Source organism: Dyella sp. 01N36 (assembly GCF_056399745.1).
The window spans coordinates 1-5114 of the sequence record NZ_JBFTRY010000219.1 but is presented as its reverse complement, the minus strand read 5'-3'; the positions used below and the strand labels follow the sequence as shown (position 1 = coordinate 5114).

5 protein-coding genes are annotated in these 5114 nt (G+C 65.4%); 4 read left to right on the top strand and 1 reads right to left on the bottom strand.

The features are described from left to right. Window positions 1-1594: OFA family MFS transporter (locus AC1DMG_RS19495; RefSeq protein WP_477180940.1), on the bottom strand; the 1594-nt coding region annotated here is incomplete at its 3' end. Window positions 1595-1846: 252 nt separating this feature from the next. Here AC1DMG_RS19495 and AC1DMG_RS19490 point away from each other — a divergent pair. From AC1DMG_RS19490 to modB, 4 genes are all read left to right on the top strand, one after another. Further along, on the top strand, window positions 1847-3097 hold the full coding sequence (locus tag AC1DMG_RS19490) for a molybdopterin molybdotransferase MoeA (protein ID WP_441603529.1): 1251 nt from the start codon (window positions 1847-1849) through the stop codon (window positions 3095-3097). After that, complete coding sequence (locus AC1DMG_RS19485; protein WP_441603528.1) at window positions 3094-3441, top strand: DUF7009 family protein; 348 nt, start codon at window positions 3094-3096, stop codon at window positions 3439-3441. Before AC1DMG_RS19490 ends, AC1DMG_RS19485 begins: the two co-directional genes overlap by 4 nt. Window positions 3442-3519: 78 nt before the next feature. Next, window positions 3520-4296 carry a molybdate ABC transporter substrate-binding protein gene (modA, locus tag AC1DMG_RS19480; RefSeq protein WP_441603527.1) on the top strand — a complete coding sequence of 259 codons (777 nt, stop codon included), beginning with the start codon at window positions 3520-3522 and terminating at the stop codon, window positions 4294-4296. A 9-nt stretch (window positions 4297-4305) separates the two neighbouring features. Next, the gene (modB, locus tag AC1DMG_RS19475) at window positions 4306-4989 is read left to right on the top strand and encodes a molybdate ABC transporter permease subunit (RefSeq protein ID WP_441603526.1); all 684 of its coding nucleotides are present in this window, start codon (window positions 4306-4308) and stop codon (window positions 4987-4989) included. Window positions 4990-5114 lie beyond the last annotated feature (125 nt).

The window sequence follows — 5114 nt, the reverse complement described above, 5'->3', positions numbered from 1 at the left end:
CCAAGGCCCAGGACGCCGCACCGACGACACCGAACGGTCCGCGCGCTGCTTCCTGTGCGCGGGCCGACATGGCGGGCGTTTCGTGTTGCAGGGACTTTTCGTGCTCAAGTTCCGCATCGCTCATCAGCGCAGTTTCCTTGACCGGCTTGATCAGCAGGTTACAGATCATGCCCACCAGCAACAGGACGGCCAGGATATACAGCGTGCGGTCGTAGACCAGATTCTTGGCCACGCCCGCATCCAGTTGCGCCTGGCGCACCGCGGCGATCAGGAAGGGCCCCGCAATGCCCGCCACCGACCATGCGGTGAGCAGGCGACCGTGGATCGCGCCCACCATCTGGGTGCCAAAAATATCCGACAGATACGCCGGCACCGTGGCAAAGCCGCCTCCGTACATCGACAGGATCAGGCAAACCGCGATGACGAACATGCCCGCCAGGCCCATGTGGCCCAGGGTCGGCAGCGAGCAATAAAGCGCGATGCCCAGCGCAAAGAAGATGAAGTAAGTGGTCTTGCGGCCGATGAAGTCCGAGGTCGAGGCCCAGGCGATGCGTCCAAGGCTGTTGAACAGGCTGATCAGGCCGACCAGGCCCGCCGCCGAGGCGGCGATGGCGGCCTTTTGCGCCACGCTCAGCGCCGTACTGGCATCGAGACCGAGCAGCTTGCCGCCGAACACGTCCTGGAACATCGGGCTGGCCATCGACAGCACGCCGATGCCGGCGGTGACGTTCATGCACAACACCATCCAGATCAGCCAGAACTGCGGTGTTTTCCAGGCGCGGTTCAGATGCACGTGGCGATGGGTGATCAGTTTGTTGGTCGATGCCGCCGGCGGCGTCCAGCCCAGCGGACGCCAGCCCGACGGCGGCACGCGGAAGCCGAAGGCGCCGGCGACCATCGCCACCAGGTAGATCACACCCATGCACATCAGCGCGGACGACACGCCGGGTACGTCGCCGATGGAGAACTTCTTCATCAGCGCCACGGCCAGCGGGGCGCCGATCATCGCGCCGCCGCCGTAACCCATGATGGCGAAGCCGGTGGCCAGGCCCCGTCGATCCGGGAACCATTTGATCAGGGTCGAGACGGGTGTGATGTAACCCAATCCCTGGCCTATGCCGCCTAACACGCCTGCTCCTAGATAGACCAGCCATAACTGATGCATCGACACGCCGATGCCGCCGACGATCAGGCCGCCGCCCCAGCACAGGGCGGCAATGAAACCGGCCTTGCGCGGGCCGGCATGTTCGAGCCACGCACCCCAGATCGCCGCCGAAATGCCGAGCATGGCGATGAAGGTTTCAAAGATGTGGTTGACCGCCGGCACCGTCCAGTTGCAGGCGGTGGTGAACAGCTGCGCAAGAAAGCCCAGCTTGGCGCAGATCGCGGGGTCCGCTTCCGTCACCAGTTTGGTCATCGGCAGCCAGAACACGGAAAAGCCATAGGCCATGCCGATGCTCAAATGGATGGCCAGGGCCGCCGGCGGTACCAGCCAGCGATTGAAGCGCGGCCCGGCAATCGTGCTTTCTCGGGACAACACGGCCGACTTAGTGTCGGCCGTAGTCAGGACATCGGTTTCCGATACACCCACCATGAGCATCTCCCCCGGTTGTCGTCGGCCATGCGGCCGGATGGCAGACGCGATGTTTAGAGCCGCCATGTCGGTCGCGCCACCCGACCATGGTCGTACACATCTTCTTTGAACCTGAACTATGCCAAGGTGGCACCAACTGTGTTGCTGCAACGCAACGGATTGTGACAACCGAGGCGCATCGAACTCTTGCAATGTGATGCGCACCACGCCGAGCATGTAGCGACTTCACTCTGCCGCAGGCCAGACTTCCGCATGATCGGTTACGACGACGCACTGCTTGAGCTACTTCGGCACGTGCGGCCGTTGCCGGCGCAGTCATGCAAGACCGCCGATGCCTTGGGCAAAGTTCTTGCGGCCGATGTCGTCAGCTCGATGGACCTGCCGTCGTTCGATCACTCCGCAATGGACGGCTATGCGCTTCACGCGGCCGATCCGTTGGCCGCCGGCAGCGAGCATGCGGTGCAGGGCTCGCAGGCCGCTGGCGATGTTTCGCGCGGCTCGGCTGGCATGGCCTGGGAGATCATGACTGGCGCCCGACTTCCGCAGGGGCTGGACACGGTGGTGCCGGTGGAACGCACGGCGCTGCTGGAGCGTCGTGATGATGGTTCGCCTGCACGCATCCGGCTGCTCGACGACGTCGCGCCCCAAGCCAATGTGCGCTACGCCGGCAGCGACGTGGCCAAGGGCGCGGTGGTGATCAAGGCGGGCACGCGCATCCAGGCCAGTCAGCTGATGCTGCTGGTGGCGTTGGGTGTGGCCCAGGTGGAGGTGCTGCGCGCGCCGCGCGTCGCCATCATCTGCACGGGCAAGGAGTTGCAGGACGATCTGACCCAGCCGCTGGGCGATGGCCAGATCTATGGCTCCAACGGGCCCTATCTGGTTGGTGCATTCGCGGCGATGGGCGTGCAGGTGTGGTCGTGCGAAACCGTGGACGATACGAGCCACACCTTTGTTGCCGCCGTACAGCGTGCACAGCAGGCAGGCGTGGATCTCATCGTCAGTACGGGCGCCGTGTCCATGGGGCGCTACGACTTCGTGCCGGATGCCCTGGTGAAACTCGGTGCCCAGGTGCTTTTCCACAAGCTCGCGGTCCGCCCTGGCAAGCCGCAACTTGCTGCGGTGCTGGGGGATGCATTGGTGTTTGCCTTGCCGGGCACGCCGATGGCCGTGGCCGTGGGCCTGCGCTTCCTGATCGATCCGGTGGTGCGCGCCATGCGCGGACAAGCCCGGGAACCCTTGTGGCGAGCGGTGCTGGACACGCCTCAACAACTCAAGCCGGGCCTGCGTCACTTCCTGCGCGCCTCGGTGACGCAGGATGAGCAGGGACGACTTCACGCGCACGTGCTGGCGCAGCAGCAACCCTTCCGCATCCAGCCGTTCGCTCAGGCCAACGCCTGGGTGGTGGTCGAGCAGGATGCCGTCGAGGTGGCGGCCGGCGCATTGGTGACCGTCGCCAGCCTGCACCCGGACGCTGGATGGGATCAAACGGGAGTCGCATCGTGAAACTGCAGATCGAAGCTCAAAGCCTGCGCGTGCGTATCGGCGAAGAGGAGTTATCCAGGCTGCTCGCTGGCGAGCCCCTGGTATCGCGTACCCGTTTCACCAGCAGTCTGTCGCTGTCGTGCACGCTCAAGGCGGTGGCCAGCGAGGCCGCTCGTTTCAGCGGCCAGCCCGACGCCTGGTCGATCGACCTCCCACAAGCCCTGGTGCGAACCCATGCCGCCAGCCTGCCCACGCGGGAGGGTTTGACCTTCCAGCTGGAAAGCGGAGAGGGCGATCCGCTGGAGCTGCTGTTCGATGTCGACGTGCGCGACAGCGTCCGTCATCGTCGCGCGCCGAGGCAGTAGCGTTGACATGACGCTGGTTACGCTTGGGCTAGTCTTGGGCCGTTGCATCGGCCGCCACGATCAGGAATGACACAAAAGATGCGTCGACTTTGGCAGGGCCTGCTGGTATTGGCGTCGGTAACGGCATCGTCGATGTCGATGGCGGCCGCTACCGACAATCACATCACGGTCGCGGCTGCGGCGGACCTGCATCAGGCGCTCGACGATGTCGTGGCGGCGTATCGGCACGAGCATCCCGATAGCCGCGTCGAGGTGGTCTATGGCTCCTCGGGCAATCTGTCCACGCAGATCGAGCAGGGCGCGCCGTTCGAGCTGTTTTTCTCGGCCGACAGCAGCTATCCGCAGCAACTGGTCGAGCATGGCAAGGCGAGCGGTACGCCGGTGCCTTATGCGCTCGGTCACCTGGTGATGTGGAGCGCCAGCATCGACATGAAGGGCGTGCAGGTGGCTGATCTCGCGCAGCCCCGGTTCGGCCGCATCGCCATCGCCAATCCGCAGCACGCCCCGTACGGCAAGCGTGCCGAACAGGCGCTGCGTGCTGCGGGCGTGTGGGACAAAGTGCAGCCGCGCCTGGTGTTTGGCGACAACATCGCGCAGACCGCGCAGTTCGCGCAAAGCGGCAACGCTCAGGTCGGCTTGGTGGCCGAATCGCTGGTGCTCGGATCGTCGGTCAAAGGCAGTTTCGAGCCGGTGCCGCCCGCGCTCTATGACCCGCTCAAGCAGAGTTTCGTGATCACCCAGCGCGGCGCGAACAATGCGCTCGCGCAGGACTTTGCGCGCTACGTGCAGAGTGCCCCGGCCAAGGCGATTCTTTCGCGCTACGGCTTCAACCTGCCGGAAGACGCCGCGCACTGAGCGCCCCTTATGGCCCTGTTGACCGAAGCGGACATCGAGGCACTGGGCCTCACCCTGCGACTGGCGACCACCGTCACCGTGTTGCTGCTCGTGCTGGGCGTGCCGTTGGCCTGGTGGCTGGCGCATACGCGCTCGCGCTGGCGGCGTCCGATCGCTGCCGTGGTGGCCTTGCCCCTGGTGCTGCCGCCGACCGTGCTGGGTTTCTATTTGCTGATGCTGCTCGGGCCGGATGGATGGGTGGGGGGTGCGTTTGCTGCGCTTGGCCTGGCAGCCTTGCCATTCACCTTCCAGGGCTTGGTGGTGGCCTCGATGCTGTATTCGCTGCCCTTCGTGGTGCAGCCGCTGCACAACGCATTTGAAGCGGTGGGCGAACGGCCGCTGGAAGTGGCCGCCTGCCTGGGGGCCAGTCCGCTGGATCGGTTCTTCAGCGTGGCCTTGCCGCTGGCCTTGCCCGGCGTGATCACGGCCGCCGTGCTTGGCTTTGCGCACACAGTGGGCGAGTTCGGCGTGGTCCTGATGATCGGCGGCAATATCCCCGGCCAGACCCGCGTGCTGTCCATGCGTATTTACGACCATGTGCAGGCGGGCGAATACCACCAGGCCAATGTGCTGTCGCTGTGCCTGCTGGTGGTGTCGTTTGCCGCCTTGCTTGCCATGTCGCTGTTGCGTACCCGCAGGCAGGCGCGTGACTGAGCGGGCTGGCGAGAGCCAGCTGGGGCTCGACGCCAAGCTCGCCTGGCGCCGCGGCGCGCTGGCGTTCGAGTTCGAGCTGACCCTGCCGCCGCGGGGCATTACCGCCTTGTTCGGCCCCTCCGGCG

Bases quoted from the DNA above. Each gene is read 5' to 3' on its own strand.
- AC1DMG_RS19490 (WP_441603529.1), top strand. From the start codon at position 1,847: ATGATCGGTTACGACGACGCACTGCTTGAGCTACTTCGGCACGTGCGG.
- modA (WP_441603527.1), top strand. From the start codon at position 3,520: ATGCGTCGACTTTGGCAGGGCCTGCTGGTATTGGCGTCGGTAACGGCA.
- modB (WP_441603526.1), top strand. From the start codon at position 4,306: ATGGCCCTGTTGACCGAAGCGGACATCGAGGCACTGGGCCTCACCCTG.